General features: G+C 54.5%; 16 protein-coding genes. All 16 read left to right on the forward strand.

The window, feature by feature from the left end; all coding sequences use genetic code 11:
• Positions 1 to 46: 46 nt before the first annotated feature.
• The 16 genes from ABKW30_RS21310 to otnC all read left to right on the forward strand — a co-directional run bounded on the left by ABKW30_RS21310 (position 47) and on the right by otnC (position 15,264).
• Complete coding sequence (locus tag ABKW30_RS21310; RefSeq protein ID WP_348600936.1) at positions 47 to 769, forward strand: amino acid ABC transporter permease; 723 nt, start codon at positions 47 to 49, stop codon at positions 767 to 769.
• Complete coding sequence (locus ABKW30_RS21315) at positions 763 to 1,422, forward strand: amino acid ABC transporter permease (RefSeq protein ID WP_348601106.1); 660 nt, start codon at positions 763 to 765, stop codon at positions 1,420 to 1,422. Before ABKW30_RS21310 ends, ABKW30_RS21315 begins: the two co-directional genes overlap by 7 nt.
• Positions 1,403 to 2,131: an amino acid ABC transporter ATP-binding protein gene (locus ABKW30_RS21320; protein WP_348600937.1), complete on the forward strand. Its 729-nt coding sequence runs from the start codon at positions 1,403 to 1,405 to the stop codon at positions 2,129 to 2,131. Before ABKW30_RS21315 ends, ABKW30_RS21320 begins: the two co-directional genes overlap by 20 nt.
• Positions 2,132 to 2,419: 288 nt before the next feature.
• The gene (locus tag ABKW30_RS21325) at positions 2,420 to 3,691 is read left to right on the forward strand and encodes an extracellular solute-binding protein (RefSeq protein WP_348600938.1); all 1,272 of its coding nucleotides are present in this window, start codon (positions 2,420 to 2,422) and stop codon (positions 3,689 to 3,691) included.
• Positions 3,692 to 3,739: 48 nt separating this feature from the next.
• The gene (locus ABKW30_RS21330; RefSeq protein WP_348600939.1) at positions 3,740 to 4,630 is read left to right on the forward strand and encodes a sugar ABC transporter permease; all 891 of its coding nucleotides are present in this window, start codon (positions 3,740 to 3,742) and stop codon (positions 4,628 to 4,630) included.
• A complete protein-coding gene (locus ABKW30_RS21335) occupies positions 4,630 to 5,460 on the forward strand; it encodes a carbohydrate ABC transporter permease (RefSeq protein WP_348600940.1) in 831 nt (276 codons plus the stop codon). Before ABKW30_RS21330 ends, ABKW30_RS21335 begins: the two co-directional genes overlap by 1 nt.
• A 21-nt stretch (positions 5,461 to 5,481) precedes the next feature.
• Positions 5,482 to 6,444: a dihydrodipicolinate synthase family protein gene (locus ABKW30_RS21340; protein ID WP_348600941.1), complete on the forward strand. Its 963-nt coding sequence runs from the start codon at positions 5,482 to 5,484 to the stop codon at positions 6,442 to 6,444.
• A gap of 17 nt (positions 6,445 to 6,461) precedes the next feature.
• Positions 6,462 to 6,902: a MaoC/PaaZ C-terminal domain-containing protein gene (locus ABKW30_RS21345; RefSeq protein ID WP_348600942.1), complete on the forward strand. Its 441-nt coding sequence runs from the start codon at positions 6,462 to 6,464 to the stop codon at positions 6,900 to 6,902.
• Positions 6,903 to 7,039: 137 nt separating this feature from the next.
• Complete coding sequence (ugpC, locus tag ABKW30_RS21350; RefSeq protein ID WP_348600943.1) at positions 7,040 to 8,110, forward strand: sn-glycerol-3-phosphate ABC transporter ATP-binding protein UgpC; 1,071 nt, start codon at positions 7,040 to 7,042, stop codon at positions 8,108 to 8,110.
• A gap of 104 nt (positions 8,111 to 8,214) precedes the next feature.
• A complete protein-coding gene (locus ABKW30_RS21355) occupies positions 8,215 to 9,279 on the forward strand; it encodes a LacI family DNA-binding transcriptional regulator (protein ID WP_348600944.1) in 1,065 nt (354 codons plus the stop codon).
• Between the two features lie 99 nt (positions 9,280 to 9,378).
• Positions 9,379 to 10,155: an SDR family NAD(P)-dependent oxidoreductase gene (locus ABKW30_RS21360; protein WP_348600945.1), complete on the forward strand. Its 777-nt coding sequence runs from the start codon at positions 9,379 to 9,381 to the stop codon at positions 10,153 to 10,155.
• A gap of 2 nt (positions 10,156 to 10,157) precedes the next feature.
• Positions 10,158 to 11,402, forward strand: a complete 1,245-nt coding sequence (locus ABKW30_RS21365; RefSeq protein WP_348600947.1) for a CaiB/BaiF CoA-transferase family protein — start codon at positions 10,158 to 10,160, stop codon at positions 11,400 to 11,402.
• A gap of 88 nt (positions 11,403 to 11,490) precedes the next feature.
• On the forward strand, positions 11,491 to 12,306 hold the full coding sequence (locus ABKW30_RS21370; RefSeq protein ID WP_348600948.1) for a TIM barrel protein: 816 nt from the start codon (positions 11,491 to 11,493) through the stop codon (positions 12,304 to 12,306).
• Between the two features lie 22 nt (positions 12,307 to 12,328).
• Entirely contained in the window at positions 12,329 to 13,300 is a 972-nt protein-coding gene (gene denD, locus ABKW30_RS21375; RefSeq protein WP_348600949.1) for a D-erythronate dehydrogenase, read from the forward strand.
• A gap of 34 nt (positions 13,301 to 13,334) precedes the next feature.
• On the forward strand, positions 13,335 to 14,603 hold the full coding sequence (gene otnK / locus ABKW30_RS21380; RefSeq protein ID WP_348600950.1) for a 3-oxo-tetronate kinase: 1,269 nt from the start codon (positions 13,335 to 13,337) through the stop codon (positions 14,601 to 14,603).
• Positions 14,604 to 14,616: 13 nt separating this feature from the next.
• Positions 14,617 to 15,264, forward strand: a complete 648-nt coding sequence (gene otnC, locus ABKW30_RS21385; RefSeq protein WP_348600951.1) for a 3-oxo-tetronate 4-phosphate decarboxylase — start codon at positions 14,617 to 14,619, stop codon at positions 15,262 to 15,264.
• Positions 15,265 to 15,646 lie beyond the last annotated feature (382 nt).

The following is a 15,646-nucleotide window of genomic DNA, read 5'->3' on the forward strand; positions in this document are numbered from 1 at the left end:
GAGCAGCACGGGCCGCTCGCTTTTCCTCGCCTGGGAGGGCCAATCATTGTTTGATCTGCAATTCGCACCCGTTATCGCCAGCTTGCCGGCGCTTCTCCAGGGTCTTTGGCTTACTGTCAAGCTGTCCTTCATAGCCATTGTTTGCGGCGCTTCCCTTGGCCTTATAGTCGCGATGCTCCGCAGCATGGCGCCACCGAAATTGCGCTGGCCAGCCAATATCTATGTCGAACTGATCCGCAACACACCGTTTCTCGTGCAGCTCTACATCATATTCTTCGGGTTGCCCTCTTTCGGCGTAAAAGTCACCGCCGTGGAAGCTGGCCTTCTTGCGATGACAATCAATCTTGGAGCATATTCGACCGAGATTTTCCGTGCCGGCATCGATTCCATCCATCGCTCACAGATCGAGGCAGCGCAGGCACTTGCTTTGACCCCGCTGCAAATCTTCCGGCATATTGTTCTGAAACCCGCCGTGCAAAAAGTCTGGCCATCGCTGGTCAGTCAATTTGTTCTGATCATGCTCACCTCCAGCGTATGCTCTTTTATTTCGGTTGAAGAGTTGAGCGGCGCGGCCAATACCATTCAGTCGGCCACCTTCCGCAGTTTCGAGACCTATATCATTGCCGGTCTCATGTACCTCGCACTCGCTATCGTATTGAAAGTGGGACTTTTTGCAGCTGGCTCTTACATTTTCGGGCGAAGAACCCGAAAGCCGCTATTGCCTGCCAGCGCCATGACAAGTCCAATTCTGAAGGACGCACAATCATGATACGTGATTTCGGATTGCAGGAGTTCTGGTTCCTGATAACCGCGACCCGTTGGACTTTGGTGCTGACAATAGCTGCCAGCATCCTCGGCGGCATCCTCGGCTTGATCGTTGCTCTGGCAAGAGTTTCGGTGTTTCCATGGCTGCGAGCGACTGCCGCAGCCTATATCACTGTGGTGCAGGGGATCCCCGCGCTCATCCTGTTGTTCCTGTCATATTATGGGCTTTCAAAGGCCGGATATGATCTGAGCCCTATCGTGGCGGCGTCGATTTCGCTTTCGATCTATGCAAGCGGTTATCTCGGCGATATCTGGCGCGGCGCGATCCAATCGGTTCCTCTGCAGCAATGGGAGGCCTCGACGTCGCTTGCTCTAACGCGGGGTCAACAATATCGCCATATTATCCTGCCGCAATCCATCCGAATTGCTCTGCCGCCCACCGTGGGATTTCTGGTCCAGCTGGTGAAGAATACCTCGGTTGTGTCGATCGTCGGCGTTGTCGAACTCGCTCGGTCAGGCCAGCTTATCAACAATGCAACATTCCAGCCGTTTCGTGTCTTCATCGTCGTTGCGACGATTTATTTTGCCATTTGTTATCCGCTCTCGGTTGCAAGCAAACATTTTGAGGTCAAGTTCAATGCCTATCGTGCAAGTTGAAGATTTAAGAAAGAGTTTTGGCCCACTTGAGGTTTTGAAGGGTGTCTCTCTGACGGTTGAGCGCGGTCAGGTCGTCGCGCTACTTGGTCGAAGCGGCTCAGGCAAAAGCACGCTTTTGCGGTGCCTGAACGGCTTGGAGCAGATCAAAAGCGGACGAATAGAGATTGCCGGACACAAGATGAGTTACAGCGCCGCTGCCCTGCGCGATCTGCGCAAGGATGTCGGTATTGTATTTCAAAGTTTCAATCTGTTTCCGCACATGTCGGTTCTTCAGAATGTTGCGCTCGCGCCCAGACTATCGAAGGGACTACAAAAATCCGAAGCTGAAGGCATTGCCTTGGAAATGCTTAGCAAGGTTGGACTGCTGGAAAAGCAGGGCGCTTATCCCGATCAGCTTTCGGGCGGACAACAACAGCGTGTAGCCATTGCCCGCTCATTGGCAATGCAGCCCAAGGTCATGCTCTTCGACGAGGTCACGTCATCGCTTGATCCTGAATTGACCCAGGAAGTGCTTGTCGTCATGGAAAGACTTGCAGCTGATGGCATGACAATGCTGCTCGTAACCCATGAAATGGAATTTGCCCGTAAGGTGGCCACAACGACTGTCTTCATGCATCAGGGACTTGTCCATGAAGCGGGTTCGTCGAATGCTATTTTCGCCGAACCTCAAACCAAGGAATTCCGCCAGTTCCTGGGCAACGCTGCCTAGCTAGTCCATGCTCTGGTTCAAACTGGTTGGCGCACTGCGCTAGCCAAGCAAACTTCGAGAGAACTGAATGCATTGCCGTGGATCGGCAACGCAGCCGTTGGATAATGCGCAAAATTGCCCCGCTCTCGGAACGAATAAACGATACGCAGACAGCTTGGTCCCGCAAGTTTTTATCAAATGGATGGCACTTTTTCTCTTTATTCTTGACAGGTAATTCGATAAATGTAATCCATTACATATTGAAGCGGCAAAGTTGACAATTGACGCACAACTAGGAAGGGGACGGCGATGGAACGCAGAGATTTTATGAAAGCGATGGCTTGCCTGGGCCTGGCGCCCTTGGCCGGCACGTTGGGTTCGGTGCCAGCGTCGGCGGCCGAAACGAAGATGTGGTTCAACACATTGTTTCACGGTGGCGATGCCGATGCGATGGAAACGATCGTAAAGAACATCCATGCCAGTAACCCGGACCTGAACATCGATCTTACCCAAGGCGCATGGACGGAATATTACGCACAGCTCTATAATTCTGTCGTTGCAGAGTCCGCGCCGCAGATCGGTATTGTTGATGACTTTCGCTACGAGTCCGTTGCGGAGGTCCTATACGATGTTCAAGACACTCCTGCCGGAAATATTCTCGAGTTGATGGGTGCCAAAACCGACGATTTTGCACAGTGGGATATCTCATTGGTCGGTGGCAAGGCACTTGGCATTCCGCTCGATCAGAACGGTTTCGGTATTTATTACAACAAGGATATCTTCCGGAAGGCCGGCCTCGATCCTGAAAAATTCCCGCAGACGCGCGAAGAGTTTGAAAGCGCCTGCGAGGCAATCAAGAAAATTGGCAAGCTTCCCTATCATCCGGCCTTGAGCGGAGAACCTCGCTATATTCGCCGGGCTTGGCTCGCTCTGCTTTGGAGCTTGAACGAGGATTATATCAAGGGCGACAAGGCGGCGTTTAATACTGACAAGGGCCGCCAGAGTCTGCAATATCTTGTCGATATGGTCCAGAAGCAGGGCTGGAACAGGCCAGGGACAAATGGCACCAACCAGTTTCTATCGGGCGAACTGGGCATGCTGCAAAACGGCACATGGTTCTATCTGACCGTCGAGAAGGCAAAGCTGGATTATGGTTGTTCTATGCCTCCAAAGTTCTTTGATCGTCAGGTATCCTGGGGTGGTTATCATCTGATCGTCCTGCCCAAGCAGCCGGATAGCGATGAAACAGTGGCCAAATTGCAGGCCACGGCTAAATTCCTCAAGGCTTTCCTGCCGTACTATTCCCTATGGGGCGAAATGGGCGGCGCAGTACCTCTCTTCAAGGCTGCGATCAACGATCCCAAGCTCAAAGAAACTCAAACCTGGAAGAAGACCCTGGGCATGTTCTCCCAAGCAGCCGCCAGTGGTCTTATGCAGGCAGAGCCGCGGCATCCGAAGATTACGGATGTCGATCTGGCGGTCGAGCCGCATGTGCAGGAGGCCTATAACGGGACAATCACGGTCGCGGAAGCTTTGAACAGGGCAGAGGCGGATGTGAACAAGGTTCTGGCCGGCGCTTAAGTCGCAATCCACAGCGTAACAGGGGTCGGAGATCGACGGTGAACAGGCATGACATCAAAAAATGAAAACACCAAAGCCGACACAATAATCGGCTTGTTATTCCTGCTACCGTATTTGATATTGTGGCTCCTGTTTGCCATCGCTCCTGTAGGCTACGGCTTTTATATCAGCCTGCATAAATGGAATCCTATCGGGCAATCTCCGTTCGTAGGCTTTGATAATTATACGCAGCTTTTCAGCAATGACCGGTTCTGGAACGCTCTGGAAAACACCTTTATCTACGCGGCCTGGGCGATCCCGCTTATTCTTGCCCTGGGACTTGCTTTTGCCCTTCTTTTGAAAAGTGCGAAGATGAGCACAGTCGCCATTATCGAAGGAGCGCTGTTCTTTCCGTATCTCCTGAACGTGTCGGTCGTTGGTATTCTCTGGGCGTTTCTGCTCGATCCCAATGTCGGTATTCTACCCTACTATATCAGGGCGATAGGGTTTTCGCCGCCCGATTTCCTCAATAGCCCCGCCTACGTTCTGCCGACGATTGCCTTTGTTTCGGCGTGGTGGCTGTGCGGTTATCGCATGATCGTGTTTCGTGCCGGCCTCAATGCAATTCCCGACGAGCTTTATGAAAGCTCTGCCTTGGATGGCGCCGGACCCATTAGGCAGTTTTTCTCGATAACCTTGCCCTTGATGAAGCCCTCAATCCTCTTTGCCGCCATCCTCACTTTGGTTGCGGGACTCTGCACGCTCGGCCAGGTTCTGATCATGACCAATGGTGGCCCCGGCACGTCATCGGAGGTTCTGGCACTGTTCATGTACCGTACAGCCTTTGAATCTTTCAACTTCGGCCAAGCCGCCGCAATCGGGTTCATGCTTTTCGCAATTGTGTTTGTCATCAGTATTGCGCTGGTGAAATTCCTCGGTCTCAAGTCGGAGTTGGGTTGATGAGTACGGCGTCTGGACCGATCAAGAGTATCCTTAAATACACGTTCTACTACGGGCTGGCTCTGATCTGGATCATCCCCATTATCTGGATGGCGATCACAGCCGTAAAGCCAACGCCTGAGGTCATGAGCTTCACGCCAAATTGGTTGCCATCGGCGATCACGTTCGAGCATTTCAGAGATCTGCTGGACAAGCGCCCGTTCTTTCTCTGGCTTGCCAATTCGTTTCAGGTCTCGCTGCTGGCAACGGTAATCACCATTGTTGTGACGACGTTCGCAGCCTATTCGCTGGCCCGCATGAAATGGCGGGGACGTAATGTTGTCTTCGCGATCCTGCTATCAGCGATGTTCATTCCCTGGGAGATCAATTCCATCCCGTTGTTCTTCATTGTAAAGGATCTGGGATTGCTGAATACCTTCTGGGCAGTTGCTTTGCCGCTTTCAGCCTTGCCGGTCAGCCTGTTTCTGTTGCGCCAGTTCTTCATCAACATCCCAACGGAACTGGAAGACGCGGCGCGAATCGATGGCTGCGGACATCTTCGCATACTCTGGCACATCATCATTCCCGTCTCGCTTCCGGCATACGGTGCGCTGGCGATCTTTATCTTTGTCTTCTCGTGGAATGAATTCTTCTGGTCTCTCGTCGCACTTCAACGTTCCGGCGTGCGCACGATGCCGATCGGATTGAAGACCTTGGTGGCTGCATCGGACATTCAATACGATCTCATGATGGCTGGATCGTTCATGGCCACGCTTCCGGCACTCATCATCTTCCTAGTTCTCAGACGTCACGTCATCAGCGGCATTTCGATGGCCGGTGTCCAGCGTTGATACAATTGAAAGGACCTCATCATGGTTGAAACTTCTCGCTTCGTTGCCCGCGGCGTCATGCCTGCGTGCCTCACGCCCTTCAATGAAGATCTCTCGATCAATGAAGCTTCGTTCCGCAGTCATCTCACGGATATTGCATCGGTTGCCGGGGTCAGCGCGATCTGCGCGAACGGTCACGCCGGCGAAGTAGCCTCGTTGACCTTCGATGAACAGCGCCGGGTTGCTGCCGTCGCCAAGGAGACACTTGGAACGACCGTCCCGCTCATCGTCGGTGTGTTTACGAATTCGAGCATGGAAGCGGCCCGGCTCGCCCGCGTGGCGCAGGATGAAGGTGCCGACGCGCTACTTGTCTTTCCGCCGGATATTCTCGCGCTTGAAGGTCACATGCGTCCGGAAAGCATTGTCGAGCACTTCCGTTGGATCACCGAAGCATGCAGCTTGCCGATCATTGTTTTCCAGTTTCCGGCTACCTCACGACTGGCCTATCCGCTTGAGACGCTTCTGGATCTTTGCCATCGCTATCCGCAAATCCGCGCGATCAAGGACCAATATGGTGATGGCAAGATCCATGAGCGGCATATTCGCGAACTTGGCGCTCTCGATAATCCTGTGAGCGTTCTGACGACGCACAGCACGTGGCTGATGGGTTCGCTGGCAATGGGGTGCCAGGGGGTTTTGTCGGGTGCCGGCAGCGTTATCGCCAACCTTCAGGTCGCTCTCTTCACTGCGATAAAGTCCGGGGACTTGGCAAAGGCAAGCGTGATCAATGACAGGATCTATCCAACTGTTCGGGCCTTTTATGACTCGCCCATGCTCGATCAATTTACGCGCATGAAAAATGCGCTTGTCATGCTTGGCCGAATGGAACGTGCGGTGGTTCGCCCACCTCTGGCAAAGCTCGATGCGGAAGAAATTGCGAGGATCAGCCAATTCCTGAAAGAGGCGCGCCTCACGCCGGAAACCGCTTACGCCAAAGTTGCCTAACAGGAGAATTTCATACCGTGGCTACCGATTTTTACGTCCAACTTGGTGATTCTGCTGAATTCAGCAAGACGATTGGCGAATCCGACATCTATCTCTATGCGGGTCTGACCGGGGATTTTTCCCCGAACCATATGAACGAAGCCGAAATGCGGAAAACTGTCTATGGCCGCCGAATGGCCCATGGCTCAATGCTTATAGGGTTCATGTCCACAACCTCGACCATGGTTGCAGAACGCGCTGGCCGCGACGACGCTCCCGAAACGCCGGTCTCTCTCGGATACGACAGAATACGATTTATCGCGCCGGTCTTTATCGGGGATACCATAACCGTCACCTACAAGATTGCCGTGATCGATCTGGAAAAACGCCGTGCTGTTGCCGACGTGACCGTGGTCAATGATGACGGAAAGACAATGGCTGTAGGCCAGCACATTTTGAAATGGGTTCCCAGAAGTTAACCCAGGACGCAAGTTTTCCGTGCCCAGCACGGTTTGAGATAATGAAAAGCCGGGATCAGGTTTCATCGGGGCAAGAGCGCTCCATGGAGAAGTTGGCTGCCGCGGTTTGGTGACAAGCAGTTCAGGGAGAGCGTCAGATGGCGAGTGTCAGTATCAGGAATATCGTTAAATCCTACGGGTCCATGGATGTAATCCATGATGTCGACATTGAAATCCTGGACGGCGAATTCGTGACCTTGGTAGGCCCCTCGGGTTGTGGCAAGTCGACCTTGCTCCGCATGATTGCCGGCCTTGAAAGCATTACCTCCGGCGAGGTAAGAATTGGCGATACCGTCGTCAATGATGCTCCGCCCAAGGGCCGCGACATTGCGATGGTGTTCCAGAACTATGCGCTCTATCCGCATATGACGGTTGCCAACAACATGGCATTCTCGCTCAAGCTGAAGCGATCGTCGAAAGCCGATATTGCTGCACGGGTTGCCAAGGCCGCTGGTATCCTTGGGCTGCAGGATTATCTTGATCGATACCCGCGCCAGCTATCGGGTGGGCAGCGGCAGCGCGTCGCCATGGGTCGTGCTATCGTTCGTGACCCAAGGGTATTTCTGTTCGACGAGCCGCTATCAAACCTCGATGCCAAGCTGCGGGTGGCAATGCGCGCGGAAATCAAGGATTTGCACCAGCGCCTCAAGACAACCATGATCTATGTTACGCATGACCAGATCGAAGCGATGACGATGGCCGACAAGATCGTTGTGCTGAATGGCGGAAATGTCGAACAGATCGGGGCGCCGCTGGATCTCTACGACAATCCCGCAAATCTCTTTGTTGCCGGTTTCATCGGTTCACCGGCAATGAACTTCTTGAAAGGCATTGTGGTCGAAGGTGAAAACCCGCACTTCAAGTCTGAAGATGGAACGAAAATGCCCTTGCCAAAAGCTTTCCATGGTGCAGCGGGAAGGTCTGCGGTTTACGGGTTCCGTCCAGAACACCTCCGGCCTGATGAGAACGGTACCGAAGCACGGATTCAGGTTATTGAGCCTACCGGTTCGGAGACGCAGATCATGATGAAATTTGCCGAGGCCGATATAGTGGCAGTGCTTCGCGACCGTATCTCTGCCAAGGCCGGTGATATCATCAGGGTCTCACCTGATGTCGAAAAAGTGCACCTCTTTGATGGGGAGACCGGTAAGCGTTTGGAGAAGCACTGAGAGCTTCAACTATATGTTTGCGGTTCAAAACTATGGTTGTTTTTTCGCGGGACTGGAGTACAGCGACTAGTATAGTGAGTTTTCAAAAATAAGGCGGACAACGGATGGGCGATCAACAGGTTGAAAGACGACGTCGGTCAACCAAGACAAACCCCGCCCAGAACAACGCAACAGTCAACGATGTGGCGAAGCTTGCCGGGGTTTCTACAGCCACCGTTTCACGAACATTGAACAGCCCCGATGTGGTACGCCCGGAGGTCCGGGAGCGCGTGACCATGGCGATCCAGAAGCTGGGCTACATACCCAACGATTCCGCCCGAGCATTGCGTCAAAATCAAACTCGCCTTATCGGTGTTGTTGTTCCCACGTTAAGCTACGCGCTTTATGCGGATTTTTTTGCATCGCTACAAAAGACCTTGGCGGAGAAGGGATTCTTCGCCCTTCTGACCACCAGCGAGTATGATCTGCAGTCTGAGGCTGAGCAGGCTGCGAAGCTGATCCGTCAGGGCGCGCAAGGCCTGGTTTTGGTCGGGCGTTTGCGTGATAAGCAACTCAGCAGGCTGCTTGCGACGTCCGGTGTTCCTTATGTCACCGCCTATGTCTTCGATCCAACAGACACCATTGGTTCCATAGGCTTCGACAATGCCCGCGCGGTCAGTGAGGTTGTCAATTATCTGGTGTCTCTCGGTCATAGGAAGATCGCGATGCTTACCGGACTGACTACCAACCGTAATGATCGTGCGCTCGCCCGGGTTCAGGGCTATGTCACGGCGATGAATGCGCACCAACTGCCCTCGGACGAATGGATTGCACAGGCACCATATACCATTATCGGCGGCCGAACTGCCCTGCAGGAGATTTTTGACAAATCGCTCCAACCGACGGCCATCGTTTGTGGCAGCGATATGCTGGCAATCGGCGCGCTACAGGAATGCAAAGCGAGAAATATACAGGTGCCGCAGGATATCTCGATTGTCGGTTTCGATGATCTTGAGATCGCTGCGCATATAGAACCCCCGCTCACTACAGTCAGCGTACCTTCCGTGTCGATGGGTAAGGCGGTAGGCGAGCGTATCGTCGAGATTTGTTTGGGACTGACGATCCCATCCACGCCCGCATTTGAAACGAGTTTGATCGTTCGCAAGACGACGGCTGCTCCGCGCGACTGAGACCTGCCAGTTAATAACAAATGCTTTCGTAATTTTCCAATTCCAGTGCTGCCAATCATTGACAACTCTTTGAGCTCAATTTATGTAATGGATTACATTATGCTAGGATTCAAAGTGGATTATTTCAAAGACAAGCTGGCTGTGGTTACAGGTGCCGCGTCTGGAATCGGAAAAGCGGTAGCAATCAGACTGGCCGAGCGGGGCTGCAGGCTGGTGGTGGTCGATCGCGATGCTTCAGGACTGGATATATTGGCGGGCGAATTGGCGAGCCCTCCAATTATGAGTCTGATTGTCGATATAGCGAGCGAGAAAGCCGTTAAGGATGCGGTGAGACGCGTTGCTGCAAGCGGCGCGATCGATTTTCTGGTGAACTCTGCCGGGATTGATCATTTGGACCGTATAACGGAATGCAGCTATGCCGATTGGCGCCGGATTCTTTCGGTCAATTTGGACGGCACATTTCTGATGTGCCGTAGTGTCGGCCAGCACATGATTGGGCAACGCTCGGGTAGCATCGTGAACGTGGCGTCCTGGCTGGCGAAGGCGGGCATGGCCGGCCACGGTCCCTATGCGGCATCCAAGTTCGGCATGATTGGACTTACGCAGAGTTTCGCGAAGGAAGTCGCAGAGTTCGGTATTCGGGTGAACGCGGTATGTCCCGGTGCGATCGACCACACACAGATGCGCGCGGAGGCCGACAGGCAGTCGGTCGAACGTGGCCTGGCGCCCGCCAGGGAACGCGTGAAATTTATTCCCTTGGGGCGAATGGGAGAACCAGACGATGTGGCCGGCGTCATCACATTCCTCCTGTCGAACGAGGCAAGATATATGACCGGGCAGGCGATCAACGTCACCGGCGGTTTATGGATGAACTAGGATTGGGTGACGGAATGCGCATGCTGGAAGGTGTTAAAGTAATTAGTTTCAATCATTTTCTGATGGGCCCGCTCGGCGCGCAAATCCTTGGAGATCTTGGAGCTGATGTTATCGCAATTGAAGCACTGGGTGGTGCGTTTCAGCGGAACTGGAGCCCTAATGATACCTATGTTGGCGATGAGTCTCTCTTGTTCGCCTGCGCGAACCGCAACAAGAGAAGCCTGGCGCTTGATCTTCGTTCCGAAGAAGGCAAGCAGATCGCCAGGAAATTGATTGCCGAGGCCGACGTCGTCTCAGAAAACTTTCGTCCCGGTGTGATGGAACGGCTTGGCCTCGGCTATGAGCAGGCCAGGGAAATCAACAAGCACATCGTGTATGCATCAGCCAGCGGATATGGCCCCGACGGCCCCTATCGGGAAAAGCCGGGGCAGGATCTGCTGGTGCAAGCTTTGTCCGGCCTCGTCGCCGTCACCGGACGTCAGCCCGACGGCGCTCGTGCCGTTGGGGCGTCGGTTGTCGATCATCACGGCGCGGCTTTGCTTGCCGTCGGGATATTGGCCGCATTGCTCCGCGCCCGCCAGACCGGTGAAGGATGCCGGGTCGATGTTAGTCTTCTTGCAGCGGCGCTTGATCTGCAGACGGAAAGCCTGACCACCTATCTTAATGGAAAGCGGCCAATTGACATCCGCCAGCCCGGTAATGTCGCGGGATGGGGCATGCAGGGTCCGTATGGTGTTTATCCCGCCCGTGACGGAAGTATTGCAATATCGCTCTGTACCAATCAGGAGTTGGGTGAAGCTCTAGAGGAGCCCGAACTTTCCGCTATTTCGGACGAAGATAACTTCCCCCGCCGCGAAGAACTTTCAAGCTTGACGGAACGCGGCACCCGCAAGTTTACGATTGCCGAGTTAAAGGAACGCTTTACGGCAAAACACGTTTGGCACATGCCTGTGAACGACTATGAAGCTGTGGAAGAAGACCCGCAGGTCCAGCACAACAAGCACATTATCGGCGTGGGCTCGGCCGCCAGCGATGCGACGTTGAAACTTCTTTCACATCCCATCCGCTATGATGGTCGAAGCCCCGAGATACGTCTCGCGCCTCAACCGCTCGGCGCACAGTCGCGGGATATCCTTGCCGAGCTTGGCTATTCGCACGAGGAGGTCGAGCAGCATATCAAAAACGGCGTTATCGGCACAGCCGAAATTGCACCCACGCGCAAAAAGTATGAACTGAAGCGGTCATAATTTATGGCCTCCCGGTTGCGAAGGAGCTGAAACATATGGACGTATTACTCGCGGCAGGCAAGCTGAGGAATGCACTGAGGGTCGACAAATGAGCGCAGACTCCCCCACATCTCTTCGCAAACGGTTGACCGCGAACATTGCATTCCTCTTTCCTGATCTGCCGTTTCTGGACCGGATCGATGCTGCAAAGGCTGCGGGTTTCGACAAGGTGGAATGTCATTTTCCTTATCACTTTCCTGTGGAATTGCTGCAACAGCGGCTTTCGCGAGCTGGCGTCGAGATGACCGGGCTCAACACCGCTCCCGGCGATGTTGCCGCGGGAGAATGGGGAATGGCGGCAGCACCCGGCAGGGAGGCCGAGTTTGAACGGGATTTCGATCAGGCGCTGCATTATGCGCGCTCGCTGGAAGCCCGGGTTATTCACGTCATGGCCGCCGTCGTTGCCGATGGTGAGAGGGAACGCGCGCGCGCGACATATGTCAGGAATTTGCGGAAAGCCGCAGACAAGGCAGAGCCCCATGGCATCAAGCTGCTTTTGGAACCGCTCAATGTCCGGGACAAGCCAGGATACCTGGTCACCCGGTCCGATGACATTGCCGGAATCATTGAAGAGATCGGCGCTCCCAACGTGAAGCTGCTTTTCGATATCTACCACGTCCAGATCATGGAGGGCGATTTGACAACGCGGCTTCGACGCCATGCGCCGATTATCGGCCATGTCCAGCTGGCCGCCGTGCCAAGCCGCGCCGAACCAGATGAAGGCGAGGTCAATCCCGGCCACGTCTTTGAGGTTCTCCAAGAGATTGGATATGACGGATTGATCGGACTTGAATACAAGCCCCGGGGGGATACAAGCGCCGGGCTCGCATGGATTGATAAGTTCATCCGTTCTCGGTCTCATTAGACGATTTTTGCAGGAGTATAATATGCGCGTTGCTGTTTCAGGGGCTGCCGGTATGCTCGGCCGCAAGCTTGTCGATCGGCTGTCGAAATCGGGAACAGTAGCAGGTAAGCCGATATCTGGATTTGTCCTGCATGATATTGTGGCTCCAACTGCAGTGAACGGCCCGATTAAAACCGAAATGCTCGTTTCTGACTTTTCTGCAGCGGGAGCCGCCGAGGCAATCGTTGCTTCACAGCCGGATATCATCTTTCATCTGGCAGCCGTTGTTTCCGGTGAGGCGGAAGCTGATCTCGACAAGGGTTACCGGGTTAATCTCGATGGCACACGGGCACTTCTGGAAGCTGTTCGAAAGCTTGGGGGAGATTATCGGCCGCGCTTCGTATTTACCTCGTCGCTTGCCGTATTCGGTGCTCCGCTTCCGGATGTGATCCCTGATGATTTTATTCTGCGGCCTCTTTCGAGCTATGGCGCGCAGAAAGCCATGGGCGAACTCATGGTTGCCGATTATAGCCGGCGCGGGATCATCGATGGTATCAGCATCCGGTTGCCGACGATCTGCGTACGGCCAGGAAAGCCAAACAAGGCCGCATCCAGCTTCTATTCCGGCATTATCCGCGAACCGCTCAACGGCGTGCCATCGGTGCTGCCTGTATCAAAAGATATGCGGCATTGGTTTGCTTCGCCGCGCGCCGCCATCGGTTATCTGGTGCATGCCGCAGAGCTCGATACGGCGCCGCTTGGCGGTATTCGCAGCCTGACGCTGCCTGGTGTTTCAGCAACTGTTGCCGATGAGATCGAAGCGCTTCACCGTGTTGGCGGCGAGGAAGCTGTCGCCCTCATTCGTGAAGAACCGGATGCAACGATCCATGCCATTGTCAGCACCTGGCCCAAGGCATTTGACGCGAGGCTTGCGCTTGATCTCGGCTTTGTACCGGATAAGACCTTTGAGGAAATCGTGCGGATTTATTGTCATGACGAATTAATCCGGGCGTAACTGGCCCTGGACGAAATTTGCAAGGAGACTGATAATGTTGATTGGCGTGATTGCGGATGATTTTACCGGGGCCAGCGATATCGCCAATACATTGGCGAAGGGAAATGGGGGAACGCCGGGCCTTCTGACCACGCAATTCATGGGCATTCCCAAAGGTCAGGCGCCGGCAAAATGCGAGGCGGGAGTGGTTTCGCTGAAAAGCCGTTCAATACCGGCTGACGAGGCAGTCGCGCAATCGCTGGCGGCGCTGGCCTGGCTGAGAAAGCAGGGCTGCAGCCAGATCATCTTCAAATATTGTTCGACCTTCGACTCGACAGCGGCCGGCAATATCGGTCCGGTTGCCGAAGCCCTCGCCAATGCGCTGGGTGTCAAAGGCGTCGTTGTTTGCCCCGCATTCCCGGGGGCGGGAAGGACTATCTATCAAGGTAATCTTTTTGTTGGGGACGTTCCGCTCAATGAGTCGAGCTTGCGCAACCATCCGCTCAACCCGATGACCGACAGCGATATTCGACGCTGGTTGCGTCTGCAGAGCCGGGACCCTGTCGGGTTTGTCCCGTGGAGCGTTGTCGAACAGGGGGGCAGTGCGATTCATACGGCGCTGAACGATACGGCAAAGCGCGGCGAGACGCTTGTGGTTGTCGATGCTGTCCGCAATGAAGACCTGCTTGAGATAGGCAAGGCTGTGGCGGGCGCTCCGCTCATCACAGGCGGTTCGGGCATTGCGCTTGGACTGCCAAATAATTTTGCTGCCAGAAACAGTAGCGGCCAAACGCCTGCACGAATTGACGGTATCACTGGGCCGGACGCAATCCTCGCGGGGAGCTGTTCGCAGGCAACGCTGGCTCAGGTTGCCTGCCACAGCAAGTCGCATCCTGCCATGGCGATTTCGACCGATGAAGTTATGTCCGGCTCTCTGAATTCATCCCGGCTCGTAGCCTTCGTCGAGAAAAACTGGAATAAGTCGCCGCTTGTCTATTCGTCGAATAAGCCCGCAAATGTTGATGCGGCCCAGAAAAAGTATGGCAGGGAAGAAGTCGCTCACCGGCTTGATGGTCTTTTCGCCGAAACGGCGAAACAGCTTGTGGGGCGTGGGGTGCGCAGGCTGGTGGTCGCGGGCGGAGAGACGTCCGGCGCTGTCGTATCGGGACTGGGGCTTGAGGCCATGACCATTGGGCCGGAGATTGCGCCGGGCGTTCCGGTTCTTGTCAGTCCGCTGCCATTGGCGTTGGCTTTGAAGTCGGGTAATTTCGGGCAGGAGGATTTCTTCGAGCGCGCGCTTGCGATGATGGAGAACGGAAATTGACGAGGATGTCCGCATGAACGAGTCCGCGAAACGTGAAGAGCTGGTCGTACTGGCGAAATCGCTCTTCGAGCGCGGTTATTCGGTGGGTTCTGCCGGCAATATCAGTGTCGCGGTCGAGGACGGACTTCTCATCACGCCGACAAATTCCTGTCTCGGCTTTCTCGATCCGGCCCGTATCTCGAAACTCGACAGCAATGGTAACCATGTAAGCGGCGACAAGCCCTCCAAGGAAGTTTTTCTGCACCGCGCTTTCTATGAAACGCGCGAGGCAACAGGTGCGGTCGTGCATCTTCACTCGAGCTATGCCACGGCACTCTCATGTCTTTCGGATCTTGATCCGGAGGACTGTATCGCGCCGCTCACGCCCTATGTCGTCATGCGGGTCGGCCAGGTGAAGCTCTTGGCTTATGTGCGCCCCGGTGATCCGGCCATGGGCGATATGATCCGCGCGCTTGGTGGCCGTGCAGCCGCCGTTCTTCTCGCCAATCATGGCCCTGTCGTCTCCGGACCTGATCTGCACAGTGCCGTCTTTGCCGCCGAGGAACTGGAAGAAACAGCCAAGCTTCTTTTATTGGTTGGAAACCGGCCGCATCGGTTGCTCAATGCGACCCAGATCGATGAGCTCAATTATATTTTCAACCCGAAAAATAAAAGCGCATAAAGCGATCTGCTCGCATTCTCCTCTTATGAGGACTTGAGAAATCTCCCGAGAAAGTCGCGCATACCTTCCACAGCCCGCCAACTTTGTCGGCGGTACCTACACAATTACATCGTAGCTCCGATTGTCATGCGGCGAATCTGTAAAAGATCTTTTCCCGCTCGCGGCCATGGCTCCGAGCATGTAGCAACCGAACTTCATCATCGTGTCATAAGCGCCAAACACGGGAGCTAAAAGAGCGTCTGCCCCGTCTCCGGTGAAATCTCGGACGAGATATCTAATCTTTTCCTCGGTCCGACCGTGCAAGTAAAAACATTTCTTCGTGTGCCGGGAGCGGATTATATTCCGTGGCACCTGCAATCTGCAGGCCGCATATTCCTCCCGG

The sequence above is a fragment of the Phyllobacterium sp. SB3 genome, from assembly GCF_040009165.1.
GTDB lineage: Bacteria > Pseudomonadota > Alphaproteobacteria > Rhizobiales > Rhizobiaceae > Phyllobacterium.